Origin of the sequence: Arthrobacter sp. ZGTC212, from assembly GCF_002929255.1 — a bacterium.
GTDB lineage: Bacteria > Actinomycetota > Actinomycetes > Actinomycetales > Micrococcaceae > Arthrobacter_B > Arthrobacter_B sunyaminii.
Genome location: NZ_PJIJ01000002.1, coordinates 1,133,936 through 1,157,279, shown reverse-complemented (window position 1 = coordinate 1,157,279; position 23,344 = coordinate 1,133,936). Strand labels below are relative to the sequence as shown.

Sequence of the window (23,344 nt, the reverse complement as noted above, 5' to 3'; positions counted from 1 at the left end):
CTCTGCGAGTACTGCAGTTAAGTCTCAGGCACCAAGTAGATTTAAGGAATCACCCCTCAGTAGGAAAGATTGGCCCCCGTGCATTTGAAGACGCTGACCATGCGTGGATTTAAGTCCTTCGCATCAGCCACCACCTTCGAGTTTGAACCCGGAGTGACTGCCGTGGTGGGGCCCAACGGCTCCGGAAAATCCAACGTGGTGGACGCGCTGGCGTGGGTTATGGGGGAGCAGGGAGCCAAAACCCTGCGCGGCGGGAAGATGGAAGACGTCATCTTTGCCGGCACCAGCGGCCGTCCGGCACTGGGGCGGGCGCAGGTGTCCCTGACCATCGACAACGCCGACGGCGCCCTGCCGATCGAATACTCGGAAGTCACCATTTCCCGGACCCTTTTCCGCTCCGGCGGCTCCGAATACGCCATCAACGGTGCACCGGCCAGGCTGCTGGACATCCAGGAACTGCTCTCCGATTCCGGCCTGGGACGTGAGATGCATGTCATAGTGGGCCAGGGCCAGCTGGACCGGATCCTGCACGCCGGGGCCGATGAACGCCGCGGGTTCATTGAGGAGGCCGCCGGCATCCTCAAGCACCGCCGCCGGCGGGAAAAAACCGTGCGCAAACTGGACGCCATGCAGGCCAACCTTGCCCGCCTGACTGACCTCACCTCGGAGCTGCGCCGCCAGCTGGGGCCGCTGGGCAAGCAGGCCGCCGTCGCCCGCCGTGCCCGCACCGTGCAGCAGGACGTCCGCGACGCCCGGGCCCGGCTGCTGGCCGATGACCTGGTGACACTGAATAACGCCATGGCCCGCGACGCGGCAGAGGAGGCCGAGCTCCTGGCCCGCCGGGATAAGGCCGCCGCCGCACTGGCTGCCGCCCGGGCCCGCCAAGCAGAGTTGGAGACCCTCGCCGCGCAGGCCACCCCGCAGGTCAATGCCGCCCGGGACACCTGGTATGCGCTGTCTGCCCAGCGGGAACGGTACCTGTCCCTGATCGCTTTGGCACAGGAACGGCGCCGGCTGCTGGGATCCTCGGACCACCGGGAAGACTCCGGACAGGACCCGGAACGGCTGCAGACGCAGGCCGAGCGGGTCCGCGCCGAGGCCGCCGCACTGAAGCAGGCAATCGAGGAACGCCGCAGCGCCCTGGCGGAGGCCGAACAAGTTCGTGCTGCAGCGGAGCAGGATGCCGCCGCCGAAGAACAGCGCCTGGCTGCCGTGCTCCGGGCAGCAGCGGACCGGCGCGAAGGCCTGGCCCGGATCGCCGGAGCCGTGGGCTCGGCCCGCTCCCGGGTGGATGCCGCCGAAGCGGAGCTGGGCCGGCTGCGTGCTTCTATCAGCGCCGGAGAGGAGCGCCGCCGGCAGGCACAGCAGGAATTCACCGCGCTGGAGAACTCCGCAGCGGGAGCTGAGGAGAGCGAAGAGAGCCTGGACGCCGAGTACGAAGAAGCGCAGGCCGAGCTGGACCAGGCCAACGCCGCACTGGAGGAGCTGCGCCGCACCAAGCAGGAGGCCGACCGGGAACGGGAAACCCTGACCGCCCGCCGCGACGCCCTGCGGGTGGGCCTGGACCGCCGGGACGGTTCCGCCATGCTGCTGGAGGCCGGCGTGGAGGGCGTGCTGGCCCCGCTCGCCGCGCAGCTCACCGTCCGGCCCGGATATGAACGCGCCGTTACGGCGGCCCTGGGTTCCGCGGCGTCGGCGGTTGCGGTGGCCGATACTGCCGCTGCGGTCCGCGCCCTGGCCCACTTGAAGGAGGCCGACGGCGGGCAGGTGGATGTGGTGCTGGCGTCCGTGCCGGCGGGGGAGACAGGTGCCGCTTCCGGGCGGCCCGCACCGGTTGAGGGAGCGGTCTGGGCCCTGGACGCCGTTGACGCGCCCGAGGAGCTGCGTCCGGCACTCGGGCGGCTGCTGAAGGACACACTGGTTGTGGCGTCCCTGGCCGATGCGGCCGAGCTGCTGGTGGAACATCCCGAACTCACCGCCGTGACGTCCGGCGGGGACGTTCTGTCGGTGTTTTCCGGCCGGGGCGGGTCCGCCTCAGCCCCGGGGCTGCTTGAACTGCAGGCCGCAGTGGAGGAAACCGAGGCGCGGATCCGGGCTGCCGCGGCCCGGTCCGAACAGGCCGGGTTTGCCCTGGCCGGAGCTGTGGCCCGTCGGAACGCCGCCCAGCAGCGCACCGATGAGGCCCTGGCCGGGCTGCATGATTCCGATGCCCGGCTCGCCGCCGTCGCGGAGCGGCTGGGAACGCTGGGTTCGGCGCTGCGCTCCGCCGTGGGTGAATCCGAACGGTTGAAGCAGCTCGTCGCCGCGGCCGAGGCCAATCTTGCGGCGGAACAGGAAGCCCTGGCAGCTGCAGCGGCACGCCTGACTGCAGCAAGGGAGGCACCGGCTGAGGCGGAACCGTCCACGGAACAGCGCGAGGCCCTGGCGCTCGCCGCAGCGGCTGCCCGGCGGGCGGAAACCGAGGCACGCCTGGCCCTGCGCTCAGCTGAAGAGCAGTACAAAGCCGTGGCCGGCAGGGCAGCAGGCTTGGAACGCGCGGCGGACAGCGAACGCCGTGCCCGCGCCGCCGCAGAGGTGCGCGCCCGCCGTCGTGCCCTGCAGGCCGCGAAGGCCACCGCGGTGGCGGAAGCCGCGCAGGCCGTGCTGGCCTACCTCAACGTGTCGCTGGAAACGGCAGCAGCTGAGCGGGACTCCGCCGAGGCGGTACGCACCGCCTGGGACGCGGAACTGGCGCAGGTCCGGACGGCAGCAGCCAGCGCCGCCGCTGAGGTAGCCCGGCTGACCGACTCGGTGCACCGCGATGAACTGGCCCGCGCCCAGCAGCAGCTGCGCGTGGAGGCCGTGGAGACCCGTGCCATCGAAGAGCTGGGGATGACACCGGAACATCTCGTGGCGGAGTTCGGGCCGGACCAGCCGGTTCCGGTGCCGGTCGGCCCGGACCCCGGTGCGGCGGAAGCGTCCGGCGACAAATGGGCTGCCCTGCACGCACCGGTGGACGAGGACGGAAATCCGCTCACCACCGGTGTCCCTTACAACCGGGCGGCACAGGAAAAACGGCTCAAGCAGGCTGAACGCGACCTGGCCGCCCTGGGCCGGGTCAATCCGCTGGCCCTGGAGGAGTTTGCAGCACTCGAGGAGCGGCACACGTTCCTCAGCACCCAGTTGGAGGACCTGAAGGCCACCCGCCGGGATCTGCTGGACATCATCAAGGATGTGGACCGGAAGGTGGAGGAAGTCTTCACCGCGGCCTACCGGGACACGGCCGAACAGTTTGAGCGCGTGTTCGCCACCCTGTTTCCGGGCGGTGAGGGCCGGCTGGTCCTGACGGATCCGAGTGACATGCTGACCACCGGCATCGAGATCCAGGCCCGGCCCGCCGGCAAGAAGATCAAGCGCCTGTCGCTGCTCTCCGGCGGGGAGCGGTCCCTGACCGCGGTGGCCCTGCTCGTGGCGATCTTCAAGGCGCGGCCCTCACCGTTCTACGTCATGGACGAAGTGGAGGCGGCGCTGGATGACACCAATCTGGGCCGGCTCATCACCATCTTTGAGGAGCTGAAGGAATCCAGCCAGCTGATCGTGATCACGCATCAGAAGCGGACGATGGAAGTCGCTGATGCACTCTACGGGGTGACAATGCAGGGCGACGGCGTCTCCACCGTGATCAGTCAGCGGCTGGACAAGGACAAGGACAAGGACAAGGCCGCCGGCTGACGCTGTCTCTGCCGTCACTCGGCCCGGCAGCCTACCGGGCGTAGCGCCGTACGAAGTTGCGCAGGATCAGCGGCGGCACTCCCACATCGGCGTGGCGCACGGAGGCCCGGACGGCGTCGGCTTCCTCCGGCGGGAAGTAGCCGGCATGCCGGTACACGGTGATGCGGGTCAGCAGGCCCGGAACATCCAGCTCGGGATGGAACTGGGTGGCGTAGAGGTTCTCCTTGATCCGGAACATCTGCACCGGGCAGGAGGAGGAACCGGCCAGGTTCACCGCGTTCGGCGGCAGCACGGAGATGGCCTCGCGGTGCCCCACAAAGGCGCTGAAGGAATCCGGAACACCGTCGAGCAGCGGATCCTGCCGGCCGTCGGCCGTGAGCTTGATGTCCACGGCGCCGATCGCCTCGCCGTACTGCCGGTCAACAACGCCGCCCTGATGCCGACCCAGCGTCCCCACGCCGTAGCAGGCGCCCAGGAAGGGGAAATCGCGCTCGACGACGTCGTCGAGCAGCGCGCCCAGCTCGCTTTCGACCCGCAGCTGCAGCTCGGATTTGGCGCTGTCCGGATCGCTGGCATTGAACGGACTGCCGCTGACAATGATTCCGCTGTAGTCGTCCAGATCGAGGCGCGGCAGGGGACCGGCCTCGAGCCGGATCCGCTGCAGCTGGTCAGGTTCCAGGTTTCCGAAACGGAGGAACGCCTCATATTCTTCGGCAGCGGCGTCGTCTTCGGCCCGGGAGGCCAGCAGGAGGAAAGGCTTCATTCCTTGATCGTAGTGCCGCCGGGCCCTGCCGAGGTGTCCGGCGTCGTACCCTGTGCCGGCGGAACCGGGGCCGACGTTTCAGGTTCCAGGGTCTCGCGGGCGCCAATCCAGGCGAAACATGCCATGACCACGATGGCTCCGGTCACGCCGAACGCCCAGTTGAAACCCAGCGAGTCGGCGAGCAGCCCGGCCAGGATGGGGCCCACAATGGCGCCGCTGTCGCTGGCCATCTGGAATGTGGCCAGCACTTTCCCGCCGCTGCGGTCATTGCCCACCACGTCGCCGACGGCGGCCTGCTGCGCCGGGTTCAGCAGCCCGGTGCCCATCCCGGCAATGGCGGAAACCACCAGGAACATGGGGACGTTGGTGCTGAAACCGATGGCGGCGGTGGCCAGGGCGTTCACGGCCAGCCCGGTCAGCACCAGCGGCCGGCGGCCCCAGCTGTCGGCGAGCCGGCCGGAGAAAGTCAGGACGACGGCGGTTCCGGCGGCGAACGCGGTCAGCGAGATGCCGGCAATCTCCGGACCGGCGGACAGGGCAGCGGCGGCGAACAGCGGCAGCAGCGAGTTGCGGACGCCGAATGAAGACCACCCGTTGGCGAAGCTGGAAGCCAGCGCGGCCCGGTAGGCGGAATCACCCAGCGCCTCGCGGACGGTCAGCACCGGACGCGCCGCGGGCTTGGGTTCGCCGTCGGCCAGCCGGGCATCCTTGAGCTGGAGGGCCACGACGGCGGCCGCCACCACCAGGGCACCTGCATAGACGAGGAACGGAACGCGCAGTCCGAAACCGGCCATCAGCCCGCCTGCGAGCGGACCGGCGATATTGCCCAGCAGGAACGAGGAGGCATACGCGCTGGAGACCCGGCCGCGCACCGAAGGTTTGGCCAGCCGGATGATCAGCGCCATGGCCGAGATGGTGAACATGGTGGAGCCGATGCCGCCCAGCCCGCGGAAGACCAGCAGCTGCCAGTAACTTTCAGCGAAGGCACACGCCCCGGTGGAGGCGGCCACAATGAGCAGTCCCGCAATGTAGACCGGCCGCTCGCCAAACTTCTCCAGCAGCGCTCCGCCGGCCGGCGCGAAAACCAGCCGGGTGAAGGCAAACGCGCTGACAATGACGGAGGATGCGGCAACGCCCACGTTGAAGCTCTGCGCAAACTGCGGGAGCACCGGTGCCACCAGACCGAAACCCAGGGCGATGACAAAGGCGGCGGCAATAAGGACTTTGATTTCCCGCGGAATCGCGAGACGGGGAGGTCGGACCATGATGCTCTGATTCTCTCAGACAGTTCCCGCTCCCGGATGCGTATCCGGGAGGTCGACGGCGGGATCCTGCGTGCGCTCGCACACACGCGCAAACGGGTGCCCGGGAACACACCGGTATGACATGCTAAAGAGCGTGAATGAGACTCTTGCGATTGTGATCTATGTGGTCATCGCTCTTGCGGTCGTCGGCTCTGTGGCAGCTCTGCTGGTCCGGACCCGACGCACCCCCAAGGGCATGTACCCCACCACCCGTGACGCCAATGATCCGGTGACCGGAGCAGGCGCGCATGCCGCCGGCACGGACGTCCTGGACGCGCCCCCGGCGGAGACCGACGTCGTCGTGCCCGATGACCTGCGCGACCTGGAGGCGGCGCCCGCGCCCGCCCCCGAAGCTCCGGCGCTGGAAACCCCCGACCCCGTGCAGGGCCGCCTGGCCCGGCTGCGTGCCCGCCTGTCCAAGTCCAACAATGCCCTGGGCAAGGCGCTGCTGGCGCTGCTGTCCAGCGACAAGATTGACGAGGATGTCTGGGACGAGATCGAGGAGACGCTCCTTCTGGCGGACCTCGGCACCGAACCGACCATGGAACTGGTGGACGCCCTGCGCGAGCGGGTGAAGATTTCCGGCAGCCGCGACCCGCAGGAAGTGCACCAGATGCTCCGCGAGGAGCTCATCAAGGTTGTTGACCCGACCATGGACCGCTCCCTGGCCGTCACCCGGCACGCGGACAAGCCTGCCGTTGTCATGGTGGTGGGCGTGAACGGCGTCGGCAAGACCACCACGGTGGGCAAGCTGGCCCGCGTGCTGGTGGCCGAGGACAAGGACGTGCTGCTGGGTGCTGCGGATACCTTCCGTGCCGCCGCTGCCGAGCAGCTGGCCACCTGGGGACAGCGCGTGGGCGTGCCCACAGTGAAGTCCGACGTCGACGGCGCGGACCCCGCGTCCGTTGCCTTCGAGGCCGTGAAGGCCGGCATCGACGGTGAAGTGGACGTGGTCCTGATCGATACCGCCGGGCGCCTGCAGAACAAGGTTGGCCTGATGGACGAGCTCGGCAAGGTCAAGCGCGTCATTGAAAAGCAGGCTGAGGTGGACGAGGTCCTGCTGGTCCTGGACGCCACCACTGGCCAGAACGGCCTGATGCAGGCCAAGGTGTTCTCCGAGGTCGTCAACATCACCGGCATTGTCCTGACCAAGCTGGACGGCACCGCCAAGGGCGGCATCGTCGTCGCCATCCAGCGCACGCTGGGTGTGCCCGTGAAGCTGATCGGCCTGGGCGAGGGCGCCGATGACCTGGCACCGTTCGAAGCCGAGGGCTTTGTGGATGCTCTGCTGAGCTAAGCGACCGCACTACGCAAAAAGGGGCTCCGCACTTCCGAAAGGAAATGCGGAGCCCCTTTTTATGTGGGACGACCCCTTGAACGGGGACGCCTCCGGGCTAGAACGTGAAGTTCAGGACCGTAACCGTGCCCGCGGTGAGAGGGAACGTCTGGGTGCTGGAACCGTATTCGAAGCCCGGCACGGTCAGCCGTTCGGCGGCCGGCGTGCCTTCGGCGGCAGCGCCGTCGATCAGGGTGCCGTCCTGGGTGTCGTAGGAGGTGCCCGTCATCTGGGACATGGTTCCGGTCAGCGCCTTCCCCGGGAGTTCCAGGGTGACGTCAACGGGGGCATCGGTCTCCGGATTGTTGTTGTTGACCACTGCCACGCTGACGCTGCCGTCCGCGTGGCGCACCGCGTAGGGGTAGGCCAGTCCGCCGCCGGCGGTATCCAGTTTCAGGAACTCACCGGCCGGCATTTCAGCCACCATGGACATGCCGTAGTAGTTGGCCCGTTCATCCACTGCCCCGTTAGGCTGCAGGTAATCGCCGCCGGTGCAGATGGCGGACATGGGCGGGCCGCCCTGGCAGGTGATCAGTGAGCTGTGGAAGGAGACCCGGGAGATGCCCATCTGCGCGGCGCTCAGGGCGTAGTCGGCGCTCCAAAGCGCCGAGGCGTGGGTTTTGGTGGTCTCGTTGGAACCGGGGCAGGCGGAGACACCGGTTTCGGGGATCCAGGTCTCCAGTCCCGCTGTCAGGGCCGGCTCCATGGCTTTGCCGCGGAAGTTGTTGGCGTGGTCGTGCAGATGCCGCGTGGTCAGGTTTGCCATGATCGGCTCGCCCAGGGGATCGGCGCCTTCACAGGAGGACAGCGGATAGTGGTGGAAGGAGAGGATCTTCTTCTGCGGCAGCTCCACCTCGGCGAACGGACCCCACCAGGTCTGCTCATAGGTGCCCGGGCCAACAATGGGAACTTCCGGGGCAACGGCGTGCATCGCCGCAGCGTAAGCCTTCAGCTCGGTCAGGTAATCCTCAATGCCGTAACCGGAGTCCCGCAGTCCGGTCTTGGCGAAGCCGTTGGGTTCGTTGCCCACCGTGATGCCCACCAGGCGCTCGCCGAACGCGGCGGCGGCGTACTTGGTCATGTCCGCTGCGCGGGCCGGGTCATAGTTGCCCAGGTCCACGGTCAGGGCGATCTGCCCGTCTACGGCTTCCAGCAGGGTGTTGACCCGCTCCAGATCCGCGGGGGTGACGGCGCGGACGGGATGGGCTTTGTCCCCGGACAGGTTTCCGGGAATGGCCTCATCGGCCGAGGTCCAGAAGAAACGCCGGTCCACGGCGTTCCCGCCGAAGCGCAGCAGCGGACGGCCGAGTCCGGAAATGGACTCGACCATTTCCGGGTTGTCGCCGGAAAGTGAGGGGTCAGCCAGGTCCGTGGCCTCCAAAGACAGCCCGATCAGACCGTCGGGCAGGGCGGTGCCGGTGGTTGCCGCCGCCACGTTGATGCTCAGCGGCTCCACGGGATTCAGCGGCGAACCGGCGGGCGGGCCAACCTGGTCGTAGTACGTGACTTCCGGAGCAGGTGGCAGTGTCGGCGCCGCCGAAACGGTGAACGGGGTTCCGGTGGGTGTGGGGGCCGCGGCCGGGGCGGCGTCGTCGTTCATCACCATCGGTGCAACAACGGCACCGGCGGCCAGAACGGCTACCAGGGCGGTCCCGGAGATGATCCATGTTTTCTTCTTGTTCTTGCCTGGGTTTTTGTTCTTGCCGTCGTTGGCCGCGGAATCGGGGCCCTCGGACGGCGGAAACTGCTCGGGCATAAAGGATGTACCTCCGGGTAGTGAGACTTAGGGTCCATCCTAGCGGCGGGGTCGGGGTGCAGAGTCCGTCCGGACTGCCCGCGAAATTCCGCGTTCTTGAGCGCCGGACAAGCCGCGAAACGCTGTGGAAACTTTTCCGTCACCGATTGTTTACACCGAACCGCGGTTTGTAATGTTCCGGCAACGTCCCCGGGCCATTGCCGAAATCTTGCCCCGGCAGAGTTCATGGTGCGGGAAGGGCCCGCGGTAGGTGAAGGGACGTGAAGATGGATCTGTCAGCAGGTCACGTCTGGGTGATGATTTCAGCGGCACTGGTGCTGCTCATGACGCCCGGAGTGGCATTCTTTTACGGCGGCATGACCCGCGCCAAGGCAGCACTGAACATGATGATGATGAGCTTTGTCTCCATCGGACTGGTGGGGGTTGTCTGGGTTCTCTGGGGTTTCTCCATGACCGGGGGCGACGGCGTGGGCGGGCTGTTCGGCAACCCCTTCACTTCCTTCGGACTTGAGTCCCTGATCGGCACTGAAGACCTCATCAGCGCCGGCTTCGGCGCCACCTTCGCCATCATCACGGTGGCCCTGATCAGCGGAGCCATCGCGGACCGCGCCAAGTTCAGCGCCTGGGCGGTCTTTGTGCCGGTCTGGGTGACCCTGGTCTACTGCCCGCTGGCCTTCATGGTCTGGGGTGGCGGACTGCTTGGCGAAGAGGGCGCCATCGGCTCAGTGGTTGGAGAAGCCATCGACTTTGCCGGCGGCACCGTGGTCCACATCAACGCCGGTGTGGCGGCCCTGGTGCTGGCCCTGATCATCGGCAAGCGCAAAGGATTCGGCAAGGACCCGAGCCAGCGGCCCCACAACATTCCGTTTGTCATGCTGGGCGCCACCCTGCTCTGGTTCGGCTGGTTCGGTTTCAACGGGGGAGCCGCCGGCACCGCCGAGGAAGCCGGCCTCATCTGGGTCAACACCATGGCGGCTCCGGCCGCAGCGATGGTCGGCTGGCTGCTGACCGAACGCATCCGTGACGGACGCCCGACGTCGCTCGGCGCCGCCTCCGGCATTGTTGCCGGACTTGTGGCCATCACCCCGGCCTGTGCGAACGTGAGCCCGCTGGGCGCCGTCGGGCTGGGCCTGCTGGCCGGAGTCCTCTCCGCGCTCGCCGTCGGCCTGAAGTACAAGCTGGGCTACGACGATTCACTGGACGTGGTGGGCGTGCACCTGGTGGCCGGCATTGTGGGCACCCTGGCGCTGGGCTTCATCGCCCTGCCGGTTGAGGGAGAAGGCGGCGGCCTCTTCTACGGCGGCGGCTTCGCGCAGCTCGGAGCACAGCTGGTTGCCATGGTTGTGGCGATCCTCTTCTCCGCCGTCCTGACCCTGGTGATCGGCCTGGCCATCCACAAGGCGATCGGCTTCCGGGTCTCCGAGGAACAGGAAATCAACGGCGTGGACCTGAGCGAACACGCAGAAACCGCTTATGAATTTGGCGGCCTGGGTGTGGGCGGTTCCTTCCGTCCCACTCACGAAGCCGTCCGCACCGCCACGAAGGAGAGCGTCAACTCATGAAACTCGTAACGGCCATTGTCCGGCCCGAAAAACTCGATGCCGTCCGCGGTTCCCTGGAAAGCTACGGCGTGCAGGGGCTGACCGTCAGCCAGGCCAACGGCTACGGACGCCAGCGCGGCCACACCGAGGTTTACCGCGGCGCCGAATACACCGTGGACCTGCTGCCGAAGATCCGCATCGAGGTCCTGGTGGCCAACGAATGGCTCAACGACATTGTGGATGTGCTGGTCTCCACCGCCAACACCGGCCGCGCCGGCGACGGCAAGGTGTGGGTGGTCAACGTGGAGGAAGCCCTTCGGGTCCGCACCGGGGAACGCGGGGATTCCGCCCTGTAGGTACTGGTTTCAGCCTTGAGGGCTGATGATGGGGCCGAAAGACCTCTTGGATTGGCTGTGTGGTTTGCAGCCAATCCGAGGGGTCTTCTTGGATTAACGATGCATGAGCGTTACATGTTCTCAGCCAAGTCCACTACCCAGCGGTCTGAGACGTAAGTTGCCCTCATGATTTGCGCCGTCGCGCGTTCACTTCCAGCACCTTCGCCGGAGATCACTCCGTTTGGGCCGCGATTCGTCGCTGCTTCCTGCTGGACGCCAGCAACAACTGATAAGAGCCCTCAGCGGTCGCGGGCTTGTAAACGGCAGCGGTAGGGGTTGGTGTCGCAGAGCTCCGGACCCCCCGGCCCAGATGTGTCTACGACGATGCTCTTATAGGGGGGGGCAAATTGGACTTGGTGGCCCTGCGCTCCTGCGTCTAATGGTTACGTCAGCAACTAGGTCCCGTCCCCCGCTCGTTTTGAACGTCGGTATAATTCTTGCAGACGTTACCTCCGTAATATACGTACTGGAATTTCTCATTTTCTGGAAATGGTGCCCGGACAAATGGTTGGTCACCGTTCTTGATCCGCTGGATCTGCGTCTTCTCGCCCTCCGTAACCGTCATGTCCAGCTCGAAGTTGCAAGTGGCTTTTTCCGTTACCGCATGGATAACGATGACAACTTGTTCGTCTTGCATGAGAGAGATCGTCTTGGCAGGGAAGAAAGGCAGCCTTTCCCCGTTCTCGCCCAAGAAATAAGGTGCGGGAAGATTCTCGTCGAGGGTTATGTGCATCTGAGTTGAGTCTTGGGCTGCCCCGAAGCCAATGTCAGTCCAAACCAACGTTCCCGCATCTCGGACTGAACATTCGACGACGGGCGTGATGTCCGTGATCCGCACTTCATCGGCGCGATTTCCAGTGACTGTGACAGTGAATGTACTGGAACCCTGCACAACTCCGCCGAGACTTTCAAGCCGACCGCGCTGGTCTTCGACGGACAACTGGCTGAGTTCCGCAAGAATGCTGTCAGACAGTTGAACACTCGGCGGCAACGCGATGGGATAGGGAACCTTGGGTTCGTTGACCTGAACAGAGACAGGATCTCCCGTCTCCGAGAAACCGTTGATCACGTCCGTTAACCGCGGCACGAACCAATTTGTTAGCGCGATACCGAGAGCCGCCACCATGATCGCGACGAGCCAATTAATAGGTTTAGCCCAAAGTGGACTCTTTTTGGATGTGGGCTTCTTCAAGGAGGTTTTCGTAGGAGTTTTGTTACTGGAACGCTTTGCCTTGTTCGCCATCGCCCCACCCGCCGCACACACGAGAACGCTCTATGCAGAGAACCAAAAGCGCACTAGTCCTCTTCTGAGGCCAGGCCCGGCTCAAAGCTGTACTACGGAAGACTGCTACTAGTATCGGCATTAGTCAAGGTGCTCTGTAAAAGGGTGCTCTATAAATCAGCTACCAAGGCTCTAAACCACGCAACCTGTGCTCAGCGTGGAGCACGAACAGCCTCGTCCCGGGCCAATGTGGGGGTAGAAGATTTAAAGAGGCGGCTCGATGTGAACCACCATCCAGGCGCTGCAGCTGAGTAACAGCCGTGGCGCTGACGGCCGTGAGATTGAGCTGGCCGACGAAGAAAACACTGATTTCCGCTGGCGCTCCAACCAGGGAATCGGGCGTCCGCTGCGCGGCCGGCTCTTTGGCCCGCTAGCGGATCCTCCAGCGGGCTCAGGTCTGATCGGACGCCACGATTAGGCGTTCCACTTCATCGGCTAGCTCTGGGACCGGTCGACGGCCATCGAGTTCGAGGGTCGCCCCGTTTCGAAGCAGCGGTTCCACGTCGAGAACGTGCTGGCGGATCTCGGATTGGTCAGCCCCGGAGCTACCGTATGAATTGTTCGTACGAACCGAGACTCGCTCGATGAGAACTTCTACCGGCGCACTCAAGAGAACAACAACGGAGAAGCGATCATAGAAATGTCCCTGATTCTCGATGGTTCCCGAGACAACCAGCGACGCTTCAGACCCGAGAAGGGCCGTCATGCGTGGTTCATCCCAGGTTCCGTTGGGAAGCACCCACGCGTCGTAATCGGTGTCGATCGTTCGGTGTCCCCGCCTGGACAGCTCATTCAGCAAGGTCGTTTTTCCCGCCCCTGACATGCCGGTGATCAGGATTCGAGACATGAGAGCCAGCGTAATCGATGCGCCAGAGTATCCGCAGGCCGATCCATAACAGCTTGGAGCACCGTGCGGCGGAAACGCTGATTTCGCACGTCTACCGGCGCTTGCGCTTTTTCTTGCTGGCGTTCAGTCGTTTCGTTGCTCTTCGAGCAGAAGGCGGTATCGGTTTGGCCATGAACTCCGGCGGTAACAGTCCCATTGCATCGCTAAGCTTGTCTAAATCCTCGCTCTTCCCAAGTGGACTGTTGTCATAACGCACGGATCGGATGTTTCCTCGTTGGTCAAACAAGACCATAAGAGCCCGATCGGACTTCATTTGGTGCTTCTTGGTCTTCCCATAAGTAGCCAGCCGCTGGCTAGCCTCCGGTTGAGCCATTTTGTTTGGTTGAGTCCCGATGAAAAGCGAGGGATGCCCCCAGGCGCCTGCGAAGGCGACGAAAAGGCTGTGTGGCTTGCCGTCTCTCTTCGTCGTGGTGATCAGGTTCTCGATTTTACGGGCGAGGTCTTCTTGAGAATCCCCGGCGAGATTCAGAAGATCTGCCGAAAAGCGGAACCACCCTGGCTTCTTCCCCTCCTGCAGGAAGTCTACGAGGTTAAGCACGGCCGGATGGGATTCGAATGTGGGCTTGGTCGCCGGCTCCTGCACCGACCCCTCTCCGTAGTAGACCCAAGCATCGAGCGGATCGGTATGCGTCATAACTCGCGTCGGGACAGCCCTGCTGCGGTAGCGCCGCCTATCTCCGCCGGACGGAGGGCGGACTCCGAGAAACTCTTCGCTGACGCGGTCTGGGTCAGGCTCCACATAAAGCTGCCCAGACAAGAACAACATGAATAGATCGAGTTCATCGATGGCCCAGAAATTGAGTGACACCTCAGATTCGGTGCGGCGGCGAAGGTAAAGGAGGAACTCCGATGGCCTGTCGAGTACTTCCGAAATGATCGCGAGATCATGCAGCGAAACGATCCACGGGAACCGGTCACTCTCGATAACGTTGCCGCGCACTAATTCGTCAAGCGCCGTTCCGAGGGGGCCCATGTCGTCGAGACAGATTGCAATAGATCGCACCTCGCGGATTCCAGACAAATCGAACCAGGTCTGGCCCTCGAGCCAGAGTCCACCATTAGCGCGAATCAACCCCTCCAACCGGAGCGCCTGATCTGTAGCCTCACCCACGGTGGACCGAAGATCACCAGTCAGGCGCTGGACGTGGCCACCTCTCGCCTGACGAGAGACGCTTCGCCCTTTCACCTCGACACAGATCGCCACGTCCTCAATGAGGAACAACGCGTCCGCCTCAGTTTGCTCGGCTATGGAAGTAATTCTGCCTGCCGTCGAGGCTAACTGTGCTGGGTCCACGCCAGGATTCGGCCTGAAATACTTGAGGTTTCTATGGGTGGCGTCTGCTCCAAGCAGCTTTGTCAGATACTCGACGGAATCCTGCTCGCTAACGGTCATACGACGCTTCTCGTACCGCCGCCACCGCGCGGGATGATCCTTGAGCTCCGCCTCAACAACCTGCCGGAAACAATCCGTCCCGATGGGAACGTTGATGGTCACATAATTGCCGGCGCTGTCGGCAATAAGGGACGCATTCCGGAACGGATTATCGCCTCGAAGGTAGGACTCGACCAAGGCAACGGGATCACCCTCTGCTCCCCACGAGACGCTGAACCGCTCCAGCACCCGCTCTACGCGATCCTTAGGCACCGATGATTCGTCGGCGATTTCTGTTGCGGTGAAGCTTGCGCGTTTTCCTGGTAAGAACATGAGATCGTGAACAGCAGCTCTACCTTCCTCGACGCGTTCAGGAGACTGGTCGTTTTGACCATTACTCTCCCACTCTTGCGCAACTTCACCGAGTATGTCTCTCGCCGCAAAGAAGCGGTTTAAATAGACAGATCTAATAGCTTCGCGAACATCCAAAAAATCCTCGTACGTAAAGCCGAGGGCTTCGAGCAGAAGAGTGCCGAGGTGTTTACTGCTGAACAGTGCTTCGTTTAACCCATCATGAATATGGGCATATTGCTTGAACTTCACGTTGAGTTCATGCCCTACGTAAGTAGCCGCCAGACTCGTCAGCGGCCCGAATTTCGCTGTTTGGCCTTCCGACAAGAGCATGAATTGCCCCAGGCTAAGCAGCACTCCCGTTCGTTCGTGGATCTCGGGGACTGCTTGTGAGGGGTGCGCTGCCTTCGGGTCTGCGTCCGGCATAACGCGTGCCCCACGCGCGAGCAGGATCAATGCGACCAACTCAACCGCCGCTGGCCGCTGATCGGATAGGCTTTCTCGGTAGCTCTCGAGCACCATCGGAGTCTCGCGAAGCCGCATCAGCTCGATGACATCAAATGCGTCAGCTCTCCGAAGCGCTTTAGCAATCGCTAGGACATGCTCGCGAATTACTCCAGGTCCGCGAGCGACAAAATCGGGAAGCGTTTCCCCGGGTTTGAGGCTGGCGAGGGCCGCAGCCATGCTCTGAAAAGCAGCCTCTCCACTGTCATCGTCGGCAACGATAATCCGCCTGTCAGGATGACTCTTAGCGTTCCTTGGCAAGTGAGCTCTCTTTCACTCGATTGACACGACACCTAGCAATGGCCTGTTTCTCTGAAAGGCCTCGGAACCATGTCGCTTGGATGGCGGCTACTGGCAGATAAACCCCAACAATCGAGGAATACACCTACACCACCCCCAGCAGAGGGCACCCCGTTGTCGCCACCTCAGCAGTCAACGGTCTCCCTTGAGAATAACAACGCTCCCCAACACAGCCGGCACTCATTTTGAAGCAGGAGGGGGCCGAAAAACATAACTAGCTCTTCGAGGTTAAGGCAGTGTCTCCCGCGATGACGTGCGCGTGGCCGCCGGCCAGCTGCTGGACTACCGGCGCCACGTCACCCCCGCCCCGCTGTCACTGTGCACCCGTTTTGCTGCCGTACGCCGTCCTTCCGCTGTCTGAAAAACCGCTCGGACTGTAAGAATTGAATGCCCGGAAGCCGGTCCCTCACCGTGCACTCACGCACTCCGGCAAACCTTCATATATCCACTGACATCTTTGATGTACGTATGACCCGCACGGTGAAATGCACGGTGAGGGTAGCGCGAATGCGTACGCGGAAGCGAGGGAAGCCTTGCGGGGCCTCTTGCCGGAAGGAACGCAGTTGCTCGCAATCCGCGCGGACCGGTTGGAAGGCTTGAACCCTTGGCATCACAAGGAAAGTGACGGCACTCGACGAGTCCGGAGACATCCGTCAGCGTCCAAAGCTGAATGAAACCCGCCGGGGGCGGGACGTGCCCAGCCGGTCACAGATCCGAACGGCTGGATTCCCACTCCGGAGGGCCGATGGTTCCGGCAGGGTATGTCTCGAGCGGAACCTCGCCGGCCGCCCATGCCTTAAGTACCGGATCCACAATCCGCCAGCATTCCTCGGCGATGTCCGCGCGCACCGAGACCAGCGGATCGCCTGAAAGGATGCCGTCCAGCACTTCGCCGTACGGGGTCATGGCTGATTTGTGCATCGGGGCGCTGAGCCCGGTCCGCTCCAGCGTGAAGACATTGTCCGGACCGTTGACGTTCAACTCCAGTTCCAGCCGGGCCGGGGCGAAGGAGATCCGCAGCCGGGAGGCTTCACCCGCCGAACCGGTGAATCCGTCGGGAAGGTGGCTCACCGGCTTGAAGGTGATGACGGCCTCCTGCCGCGTTTTGCCCAGCGCTTTGCCCGAGCGCAGGATGAACGGAACACCGGCCCAGCGGTCGTTCTCGACCTGGATCTCCACTTCCGCGAGCGTCTCCGTCTCCCGGTCCGGATCAACCCCGGGGGATTCGGCGTATGCCTCAACTTCTTCGCCGTCGATCTCCCCGGCAGACCACCGGGCCCGGCGCGTACTGCGCTTATAGTCCTGCGGCACGCTGGATGCCCGAAGCGTGGCGGCGATCAGGTCCCGCACATCCCGCTGGCCGAGGGTTGCCGGAGAGCCCATAGCGATGACGGCCATGGTGTGCAGCAGGTGGCTCTGGATCATGTCGCGCAGGGCGCCGGCGCCGTCGTAGTACTTCGCGCGTCCCTCGAGCCCCAGTTTCTCGTCGAAGACAATCTCCACGCGGTCAATGTGAAGGTTGTTCCACACCGGCTCCAGGATGCGGTTGGTGAACCGCAGCCCGAGGACGTTCATCACGGTGGCCATGCCCAGGAAGTGGTCCACCCGGTACACGTCGCTTTCGGGCAACAGGTCCGCGAGCATCCGGTTCAACTCACGGGCCGAGGCTTCGTCGCTGGCAAACGGCTTCTCAAGCACCATCCGCGTGTTCTCCGGCAGGTCCCCGGGCTTCAGTGCCGCCACAGTGGACTGCGTAACTTCCGGAGGCAGAGCGAAATAGACGGCCAGGGGTGTGTCCAGGCTGCGGATGTCGTTTACCAGCCGCTGGGGATCCTTCAGGTCAACCTGCTGATAGCTGCCGTTCCGGACCGCGGCGTCGAGCGCTTCCTTCCCGTCGTCGTCGGCCTCGGTGCGGGCAGCGGCGAAGGACTCTTTCAGCAGGTCCTGCCAGGTGTCGTCGTCCCAGTCCCGTGAACCTGAACCGATGACGCGGAGGTCGGCGGGGGCGCGGCCGCTGCCGATCAGCTGGCCCAGCCCCGGCAGCAGCAGCCGCTTGGAGAGGTCGCCGGTGCCGCCGAGGATTAGAAGGGTGCGCAGGGGAGAAGTTTCACTCATGGCTCCACCCTGCCATCCGGGCTGCACAACCGGTTAGGGTTTTGCGGAAGTTTTCCAACCCGCCTTGGTACCCTTAACAGCTGGGCCTGCCAAACATGGCGAAGATCTGACGAAAGAAGTGCGCGGCACGTGTTCAATTCACTGTCTGACCGGTTGACTACAACCTTCAAGAACCTCCGCGGCAAGGGCCGGCTGACCGAGGCCGACGTCGATGCCACGGTCCGCGAGATCCGTCGCGCGCTGCTGGACGCCGACGTTGCCGTCCCCGTGGTCCGCGCCTTCACCGCCTCCGTCAAGGAGCGCGCGCTTGGCCTCGAGGTGTCGCAGGCACTGAACCCGGGCCAGCAGGTTGTGAAGATCGTCAACGAGGAGCTCGTGGGCATCCTCGGCGGCGAGACCCGCCGGCTGCGCCTGGCCAAGAATCCGCCCACGGTCATCATGCTCGCGGGTCTGCAGGGTGCCGGTAAGACCACCCTGGCCGGCAAGCTCTCCAAGCACCTGAAGTCCCAGGGCCACAGCCCGCTGCTGGTGGCCGCTGACCTCCAGCGTCCCAACGCGGTCAAGCAGCTGCAGGTCAACGGTGAACGCGCCGGCGTGCCGGTCTACGCCCCGCATCCCGGCGTCTCCTCCGAGTTCGAGTCCGCCACCGGCGATCCCGTTGCCGTCGCGCGCCAGGGCATCGAAGAGGCACGCACCAAACTGCACGACGTCGTTATTGTGGACACCGCCGGCCGCCTGGGCGTGGACGCGGAACTGATGCAGCAGGCCGCGGACATCCGCGCCGCCATCAACCCGGACGAAGTCCTCTTTGTAATCGACGCCATGATCGGGCAGGACGCCGTTAATACGGCTCAGGCCTTCAACGAGGGCGTCAACTTCACCGGCGTCGTCCTGACCAAGCTCGACGGCGATGCCCGCGGCGGTGCCGCACTGTCCGTTGCATCCGTGACCGGCAAGCCGATCATGTTCGCCTCCACCGGTGAAGCTCTGACCGACTTTGAGGTCTTCCACCCGGACCGCATGGCCAGCCGCATCCTGGACCTCGGCGACGTCCTGACCCTCATTGAGCAGGCCGAGCAGAACTGGGACAAGGACGAAGCCTCCCGGATGGCGAAGAAGTTCGCCGACCAGGAAGACTTCACCCTGGATGACTTCCTCCAGCAGATGCAGCAGCTGCGCAAGATGGGCTCCATGAAGAAGATGCTCATGATGATGCCCGGCGCCGCCGGCATGCGTGAGCAGCTGGAAAACTTCGACGAGCGCGAAATCGACCGCGTGGAAGCCATTGTCCGCTCCATGACTCCGCACGAGCGGGTGGCTCCGAAGATCATCAACGGCTCCCGCCGCGCCCGCATTGCCCGCGGTTCAGGCGTGCATGTTTCAGAGGTCAACGGCCTGCTGGAACGCTTTGTGCAGGCACAGAAGATGATGAAGAAGATGGCCTCGGGCGGCGGAATCCCGGGCATGCCCGGCATGGCCGGCCCCGGCGGATTCGGCGGCTCGCGGAAGAAGCAGCAGGCAGCCAAGGGCAAGAAGAAGGCCAAGTCGGGCAACCCGGCCAAGGCGGCTCAGGAGCGCGCCGAGGCCGAGGCACGCCGCGCCGGAGCCCGCAAAGCGCTCCCGACAGGCAGCGCTTTCGGTGGCCAGGATGCCGATTTCGATCCTGCCTCGCTGAATCTCCCCAAGGGCTTCGAAAAGTTCCTGGGCAAGTAGGCTTTACTGCGCACCGCCGGACCAAAAGTCCGGCGGTGCGTGTTTAACGGTCCGGCGTATGCTGGCTGCCGGGCCGGACGACGGCGCGCCGGTCGGTTCCGGCGCGGCACATTGGGGAAGTCCGGCAGCAGGGGAAGAGGCCTAGGGTGGCAGCACAGGGACTGAACGGCTTTTACGGGTCAGTGTTCAAGCGCAGCACCGCTGCCTTCGCTCTGATCCGCACCGCGGACGGGCGGATTTTGATGGTGCGCTCCGGCACCGGGGCCTGGGAGCTTCCCGGCGGCGTGGTGAAGGGCGGGGAGGACCCCCGCTCCGCCGCACGCCGCGGGGCGAGCGAGGCGCTGGGAGCCGGGTTCGACGTCGGGCGCTTGCTGGTGCTGGACTATGTTCAGGGCGGGGACCGGCAGGGCGGCGGTCAGGGAGACTCCATCGCTTTTGTGTTCGACGGCGGCACGCTGGTCACGTCGGTGACAGGCTTTAGTGGAGCCGGAGGTGAGCGCGAAGCCCGCTTTGTTGCCCTGGGGGAGGGCACGGAGGTCTTCGGCTCTGCGACGGCCGGCCTGCTGGCCGGCGCGGTGGAAGCCCTGGACCTGGGAACCGTGACTGAACTGGTTGACGGCAAACCGGCCCGCGGCGAGCCGATTCTCCCGCCGGTTTCCCGTCGGATGATGCCTCCGGTGGACGGTTACGAAGGAATTCTAGGACGTCAGGAGTCCCGTTTTGCCCGCTGAACGAGTGGTATTTGTGCACGGCGCCGGAAGTTTCGGAGCTGCAGCCTGGCCCCGGCAGCACGGACTGGCCCTGGACTACGACTGCCTGTTCCTCAAGCGTCACGGCTTTGACGACGTCGCGGCCCCAGAGGCTCCGGATCTGGAGGCCGATGTTGCCATCATTCGCGAAGCCTTGGGGGACGGCGGGCACTTGGTGGCGCATGCGGCGGGCGCCGTTCCGGCCATGCTGGCGGCTCTGCGGGATCCGGGCCGCGTGTATTCCCTGATCCTGTGCGAGCCGGCAGTCTTCTCACTGACCCGCGACCTGCCGGCCACCCGGGCCCACCGCGAACTGCTGCAGCCGTTGTTTGACGCGGCGCCGGAGATGACTGACGAGGAGTACGAGCGCGAATTTGTCCGCCGGGTCTTCGCAACCGACGCGGCCGCCGCAGGCCGTGCCGCCCGGCCGGGCCATACTGCTCCGGCCGATGAAGCTGCCAGGCGGTCGGCCGCGCGTCTGCGGCTGCAGACTCCGCCCTGGGAAGCTCCGCTGGAAATCGTTCCCGGAGTCCCCACTCTGGTGCTCACCGGAGGATGGGAACCGTTGTATGAGGAGGTTGCGGATTTCCTGGTGTCCACCGGCGCCGAGCACCTGCAAGTGGGCGGGAACCACCGCCCGCAGGACACCGGCGCCGGCCGTAAGGCCATCCGGGAGTTCCTCTCGGCGAACCGCGGACGCGCGGCCCTGGGCGCATGATGCCGATCGGGCAATCCGGCGCTCCCCCCGGCAGCCGTCCGCGTGTGCGCAGTGCCACCGCTGAGGATTTAGTTCAGCTCCCCGCCCTTGAAGCGGCGTCGGACACCTTGCTGGAGGGCCTGATAGGGCCCGACTCGAACGGTTCACTCACGCGTGCAGGCGCCCTGCCGCCGCCGGCCGCCGTGGCCGAACTGGCCTCAGCCAGCCGCATTCTGGTGGCGGGAGAACCGCCGGCGGGATTTGCCCGGATCGAGGAAGTGGACGGCCAGGCACATCTGGAGCAGCTTTCCGTTCATCCTTCGGCAGCCGGTGCCGGGTTGGGCCGCTTGCTGGTGGAATCCGCGCTGCAGTGGGCACGGGAGCAGGGCTACCGTTCCATGACACTGTGCACTTTTGCGCAGATTCCGTTCAATGCTCCGTTTTATCGGAGCTGCGGCTTTGAAGAGGTGCCGGAACCGCACGGGCAACTGCGGGAGGTGCGGGAGCACGAGCGGCTGCTCGGACTGGACGACATGGGGCTGCGTGTGGCGATGCGCAGGGACCTCAATCCGACGTAGACCGGCGGCAGGCGCAGATGCTCCGGAACATGGTGACGCCGTCGTGCGTCTTGGAATTAGATGAAGCTTCAAGTAAACTCATTGCATGAACCTTCAAGTAAATGCTTCCGATCTCCTGCCTGCCGATCTGTCCATGGGCACCGTAATGCTCAAAGTCGGTGACATGGCGAAGGTCTCCGCTTACTACCGCGGCGCGCTCGGACTCGAAATCGTAGCGGAGGCCGACGGCGGCCAGTACCTGGGGCGCGGAGCCGTTCCCGTGGTGCATCTGGCCCCGGCACCCGGTCTTCGCGTGGCGGCCCGGGGTGAGGCCGGGCTGTTCCACACCGCGATCCTTCTCGAGACCCAGGCCGATCTGGCAGCCACTGTGGCGGCAGCTGCACAATATGATCCGGCCGCCTTTGTGGGTTCCGCGGACCATCTGGTGAGCGAGGCTTTCTACTTCACCGACCCCGAAGGCAACGGGATCGAGCTTTACTATGACAAGCCCCGGGAAACCTGGAACTGGGATGACACGGCGTCCGGCCGCGAGGTGCGCATGGCATCTCTTGCCCTCTCGCCGCAAACCTACTTCCGCGAACATTTGACCGAGGCTGCGTTCGACGGACTGCGCACGGCCGCCGCCGGCGTGGGGCACGTGCATCTGCAGGTGGGGGACACTGACACGGCCGCAGCGTTCTACGTGGATACCCTCGGATTTGAGCGCACCGCCGGGTTCCATGGGCAGGCACTGTTCGTTTCTGCCGGCGGCTATCACCACCACATGGCCATGAACGTCTGGAACAGCCGCGGCGCCGGACCCCGCCGCGACACCCTGGGCCTGGGTGAGGTGCTTATCAGTGTTCCGTCCGCCGACGACGTCGCAGGGCTGGCCGACCGGCTGAAGGTAGCCGGGATTTCCAGCCACCACACGGGCGCTGAGCTAAGGTTCGAGGATCCCTGGCGCAACCGGCTGCGCGTTGCTGTCGGCTGATCCGGCCGTTCCCCGCCGCGCTTGGCCCGGCAATCGACCCGCCGGCACCCGAGTCGCCAAAGATGGACTCATCTGGCACAATGGTCAGGTACTCGATCTGCGCGGCCCCTCTCTCCGTGCATGCATCTTGTCCTTTTTGAACCCCAACGTTATGGCCCGCCCCACGGGAGCAGAAGTACGGGTTCGCCCCATTTCAGATCAGGAGTGACCACTAAAGTGGCCGTAAAGATTCGCCTTAAGCGCCTCGGCAAGAAGTTCTCAGCACACTACCGCGTTGTTGTCATGGATTCCCGTGCCAAGCGCGATGGCCGTGCCATCGAGGAGATCGGACTGTACCGTCCGACCGAGAACCCGTCGTACATCGACATCAAGTCTGACCGTGCGCAGTACTGGCTCAGCGTCGGCGCCCAGCCCACCGAGCAGGTTGCAGTTCTGCTGAAGATCACCGGTGACTGGCAGAAGTTCAAGAACATCGAAGGCCAGGAGGGCACCCTCCAGGTCAAGGCTCCCAAGGAAGCTTTCGTGGCTCCCGAAAAGAAGTCCGTGATTGTTCCCGAGGCCATCACCCCGAAGGCCAAGAAGGACGAGGCTCCCGCAGAGGCTGAGGCCGAGTAACTTGCTGGCCGAAGCGCTGGAGCATCTCGTCCGCGGAATCGTTGACAGTCCTGAGGACGTCAAGGTTTCCGCCAAGAGCAACCGCCGCGGGGAAACCCTCGAGGTGCGAGTTCATCAGGATGATCTGGGCCGCGTCATCGGACGCCAGGGACGGACGGCACGTGCATTGCGCACCGTGATCGCCGCCCTCGCGAACGGAGAGCCGGTTCGCGTCGATGTAGTGGATACCGACCGCCGCCGCTGACAATCCGCGGCACGGCCGGACTGCATCGGCAGTTCACAGCACTTTCATAGCAGTACCAGTTGAACGCAGTTCACGGCATCCGGCCCCTGCACCAGATAATGGTGGAGGGGCCTGATGTGTTTTCCGGGCCCTAACCTG

At 64.5% G+C, this 23,344-nt stretch carries 18 protein-coding genes; 11 read left to right on the top strand and 7 right to left on the bottom strand.

The genetic code is table 11. The annotated features are described in order from the left end of the window. The first annotated feature begins 78 nt into the window (after window positions 1-78). Complete coding sequence (gene smc, locus CXQ89_RS12050; RefSeq protein ID WP_181032306.1) at window positions 79-3,711, top strand: chromosome segregation protein SMC; 3,633 nt, start codon at window positions 79-81, stop codon at window positions 3,709-3,711. Between the two features lie 31 nt (window positions 3,712-3,742). On the opposite strand, the gene CXQ89_RS12045 is transcribed toward smc, so the two are convergent. After that, window positions 3,743-4,474: a glutamine amidotransferase gene (locus CXQ89_RS12045; RefSeq protein ID WP_104053825.1), complete on the bottom strand. Its 732-nt coding sequence runs from the start codon at window positions 4,472-4,474 to the stop codon at window positions 3,743-3,745. After that, window positions 4,471-5,739, bottom strand: coding sequence for an MFS transporter (locus tag CXQ89_RS12040; protein ID WP_104103976.1), 1,269 nt, complete (start codon window positions 5,737-5,739; stop codon window positions 4,471-4,473). The genes CXQ89_RS12045 and CXQ89_RS12040 overlap by 4 nt, the downstream gene beginning before the upstream one ends. A 133-nt stretch (window positions 5,740-5,872) precedes the next feature. Between CXQ89_RS12040 and ftsY the strand changes: the two genes are divergently transcribed. After that, on the top strand, window positions 5,873-7,075 hold the full coding sequence (gene ftsY, locus CXQ89_RS12035) for a signal recognition particle-docking protein FtsY (protein ID WP_104161464.1): 1,203 nt from the start codon (window positions 5,873-5,875) through the stop codon (window positions 7,073-7,075). Window positions 7,076-7,172: 97 nt separating this feature from the next. Here the strand turns inward: ftsY and CXQ89_RS12030 are convergent, their stop codons facing one another. Then, window positions 7,173-8,870, bottom strand: a complete 1,698-nt coding sequence (locus CXQ89_RS12030; RefSeq protein ID WP_146067242.1) for a hypothetical protein — start codon at window positions 8,868-8,870, stop codon at window positions 7,173-7,175. A 266-nt stretch (window positions 8,871-9,136) separates the two neighbouring features. On the opposite strand from CXQ89_RS12030, the gene CXQ89_RS12025 reads away from it, so the two are divergent. After that, on the top strand, window positions 9,137-10,432 hold the full coding sequence (locus CXQ89_RS12025) for an ammonium transporter (protein ID WP_104054774.1): 1,296 nt from the start codon (window positions 9,137-9,139) through the stop codon (window positions 10,430-10,432). Further along, on the top strand, window positions 10,429-10,767 hold the full coding sequence (locus CXQ89_RS12020) for a P-II family nitrogen regulator (RefSeq protein WP_104053827.1): 339 nt from the start codon (window positions 10,429-10,431) through the stop codon (window positions 10,765-10,767). Before CXQ89_RS12025 ends, CXQ89_RS12020 begins: the two co-directional genes overlap by 4 nt. A 427-nt stretch (window positions 10,768-11,194) precedes the next feature. Here the strand turns inward: CXQ89_RS12020 and CXQ89_RS12015 are convergent, their stop codons facing one another. From CXQ89_RS12015 to CXQ89_RS12000, 4 genes are all read right to left on the bottom strand, one after another. Then, window positions 11,195-11,998 (bottom strand): hypothetical protein, encoded by an 804-nt coding sequence (locus CXQ89_RS12015; RefSeq protein WP_104161355.1) that lies wholly within the window; start codon window positions 11,996-11,998, stop codon window positions 11,195-11,197. Between the two features lie 481 nt (window positions 11,999-12,479). Next, window positions 12,480-12,935: an AAA family ATPase gene (locus tag CXQ89_RS12010; RefSeq protein ID WP_104161354.1), complete on the bottom strand. Its 456-nt coding sequence runs from the start codon at window positions 12,933-12,935 to the stop codon at window positions 12,480-12,482. 91 nt (window positions 12,936-13,026) lie between these two features. Continuing rightward, the gene (locus CXQ89_RS12005) at window positions 13,027-15,402 is read right to left on the bottom strand and encodes a hypothetical protein (RefSeq protein WP_258060065.1); all 2,376 of its coding nucleotides are present in this window, start codon (window positions 15,400-15,402) and stop codon (window positions 13,027-13,029) included. An 825-nt stretch (window positions 15,403-16,227) separates the two neighbouring features. After that, entirely contained in the window at window positions 16,228-17,637 is a 1,410-nt protein-coding gene (locus CXQ89_RS12000; RefSeq protein WP_104161352.1) for a glucose-6-phosphate dehydrogenase, read from the bottom strand. Window positions 17,638-17,766: 129 nt separating this feature from the next. Between CXQ89_RS12000 and ffh the strand changes: the two genes are divergently transcribed. The 7 genes from ffh to CXQ89_RS11965 all read left to right on the top strand — a co-directional run bounded on the left by ffh (window position 17,767) and on the right by CXQ89_RS11965 (window position 23,206). Continuing rightward, window positions 17,767-19,350, top strand: coding sequence for a signal recognition particle protein (ffh, locus tag CXQ89_RS11995; RefSeq protein WP_104053837.1), 1,584 nt, complete (start codon window positions 17,767-17,769; stop codon window positions 19,348-19,350). Between the two features lie 146 nt (window positions 19,351-19,496). Further along, window positions 19,497-20,081 (top strand): NUDIX domain-containing protein, encoded by a 585-nt coding sequence (locus CXQ89_RS11990; RefSeq protein WP_181032305.1) that lies wholly within the window; start codon window positions 19,497-19,499, stop codon window positions 20,079-20,081. Next, window positions 20,071-20,817, top strand: coding sequence for an alpha/beta fold hydrolase (locus tag CXQ89_RS11985; protein ID WP_104161350.1), 747 nt, complete (start codon window positions 20,071-20,073; stop codon window positions 20,815-20,817). The genes CXQ89_RS11990 and CXQ89_RS11985 overlap by 11 nt, the downstream gene beginning before the upstream one ends. 44 nt (window positions 20,818-20,861) lie before the next feature. Continuing rightward, window positions 20,862-21,374 carry a GNAT family N-acetyltransferase gene (locus tag CXQ89_RS11980; RefSeq protein ID WP_219815593.1) on the top strand — a complete coding sequence of 171 codons (513 nt, stop codon included), beginning with the start codon at window positions 20,862-20,864 and terminating at the stop codon, window positions 21,372-21,374. Window positions 21,375-21,459: 85 nt separating this feature from the next. Next, window positions 21,460-22,347, top strand: a complete 888-nt coding sequence (locus tag CXQ89_RS11975) for a VOC family protein (RefSeq protein ID WP_104161349.1) — start codon at window positions 21,460-21,462, stop codon at window positions 22,345-22,347. A 216-nt stretch (window positions 22,348-22,563) separates the two neighbouring features. Further along, entirely contained in the window at window positions 22,564-22,962 is a 399-nt protein-coding gene (gene rpsP / locus CXQ89_RS11970) for a 30S ribosomal protein S16 (protein WP_104053841.1), read from the top strand. 1 nt (window position 22,963) lies between these two features. Beyond that, entirely contained in the window at window positions 22,964-23,206 is a 243-nt protein-coding gene (locus CXQ89_RS11965) for an RNA-binding protein (RefSeq protein WP_104053842.1), read from the top strand. Window positions 23,207-23,344: the final 138 nt, after the last annotated feature.

Coding starts and splice junctions, on each gene's coding strand:
- CXQ89_RS12005 (WP_258060065.1), bottom strand. CDS start 15,402: ATGGCTGCGGCCCTCGCCAGCCTCAAACCCGGGGAAACGCTTCCCGAT.
- CXQ89_RS12025 (WP_104054774.1), top strand. CDS start 9,137: ATGGATCTGTCAGCAGGTCACGTCTGGGTGATGATTTCAGCGGCACTG.
- CXQ89_RS12045 (WP_104053825.1), bottom strand. CDS start 4,474: ATGAAGCCTTTCCTCCTGCTGGCCTCCCGGGCCGAAGACGACGCCGCT.
- CXQ89_RS11975 (WP_104161349.1), top strand. CDS start 21,460: ATGAACCTTCAAGTAAATGCTTCCGATCTCCTGCCTGCCGATCTGTCC.
- CXQ89_RS12000 (WP_104161352.1), bottom strand. CDS start 17,637: ATGAGTGAAACTTCTCCCCTGCGCACCCTTCTAATCCTCGGCGGCACC.
- CXQ89_RS12010 (WP_104161354.1), bottom strand. CDS start 12,935: ATGTCTCGAATCCTGATCACCGGCATGTCAGGGGCGGGAAAAACGACC.
- CXQ89_RS12020 (WP_104053827.1), top strand. CDS start 10,429: ATGAAACTCGTAACGGCCATTGTCCGGCCCGAAAAACTCGATGCCGTC.
- CXQ89_RS12040 (WP_104103976.1), bottom strand. CDS start 5,739: ATGGTCCGACCTCCCCGTCTCGCGATTCCGCGGGAAATCAAAGTCCTT.
- CXQ89_RS12030 (WP_146067242.1), bottom strand. CDS start 8,870: ATGCCCGAGCAGTTTCCGCCGTCCGAGGGCCCCGATTCCGCGGCCAAC.